Annotated in this window: 1 protein-coding gene; it reads right to left on the reverse strand. The window is 70.4% G+C overall.

The window, feature by feature from the left end; translation table 11 throughout:
• A partial coding sequence (locus tag BST14_RS28075) for an AMP-binding protein (protein ID WP_142279675.1) occupies positions 1-1,216 on the reverse strand: 1,216 nt, incomplete at both ends.

The following is a 1,216-nucleotide window of genomic DNA, read 5'->3' on the forward strand; positions in this document are numbered from 1 at the left end:
CGCCAAAAGGATTGGCCACGAACCGTTCCGCGGTCAACGCGGCCCGGCCCACATAACCGTGCGCCACCGCCGGCCCGGCCAGATACAACTCACCCACTACGCCGGCCGGGGCCGGGTTCAGCTGTGCATCCAGCACCAGCGCGCACACACCTGGAATCGGGGCGCCGATGCGCACCGGCTGCCCCGCCACCAGCTGCGCGCAGGTAACCCAGATGGTGGCCTCGCTCGGGCCGTAGCCGTTGAACATCCGCCTATTCGGCGCCCAGGCGGCCACCACCTCGTCGAGGCAGGCCTCCCCCACAGCGATCACCGTGTCCAGCCCATCCAGCCGGGCCCGATCCAGCGACGACAGCACGGTTGGAGTCAACAGCGCCGCACTGACGCGCTGGTCGTGCAGCAACGCGGTCAACGCCTCCCCGGCATACACCCCCGCCGGCGCCACCACCAGCGCCGCCCCAGACTCGACGGCCCACAAAAACTCACCGACCGAGGCATCAAAGGTTGGCGCGGCCACCATCAAAACCCGCGCATCCGAACTTAACCCGAACGTTTCGCCTTGCGCCGCGGCCCAACCCAGCAGGCCGGCGTGGCTGACCGCTACCCCCTTGGGCACGCCGGTGGATCCGGACGTGAAGATCACATACGCGCCGTTATCCACCCCCAGTGGAGCCAGCCGGTCGGCGTCGGTGATCGGATCCGCGCGGTAGCCGGACACATCCAGATCATCGATGCGCAACACCGGGCGCGCGCCGGCCACCGTGTCGGCGCCGCAGCTCAACACACACACCGCGCCCACCGCGTCGAGCACCGCCGCGACGCGCTCCACCGGGTGGGTCGGATCGACCGGCACATACACTCCACCGGCCTTGAGCACCGCCCACCAGGCCACGACCAACTCCACACACCGATCCATCGCCACGCCCACCGCGCGCTCGGGACCCACCCCCGCCTCGATCAACACCCGCGCCAACCGCGTCGACCATTGATCAAGCTCGCGGTAGGACACCTCCCGGCCACCGTCGATGACGGCCACCGCGTCCGGGTCCGCGGCCACCGCCGCCGCCAGCAAGTCGGGCGCCAGCCCCACCGGCGCGATCACCCCAGCACCCGACCAGCCCGACAACACCAGCTCACGCTCACCGCGATCCAGCAGCGACACCTCGCCAACCGCCACCGAGGCGTCGGCCACGACCGCCTCGATCACCCGGCCGAACCA

This window comes from Mycobacterium arosiense ATCC BAA-1401 = DSM 45069 (assembly GCF_002086125.1).
GTDB classification, from domain to species: domain Bacteria; phylum Actinomycetota; class Actinomycetes; order Mycobacteriales; family Mycobacteriaceae; genus Mycobacterium; species Mycobacterium arosiense.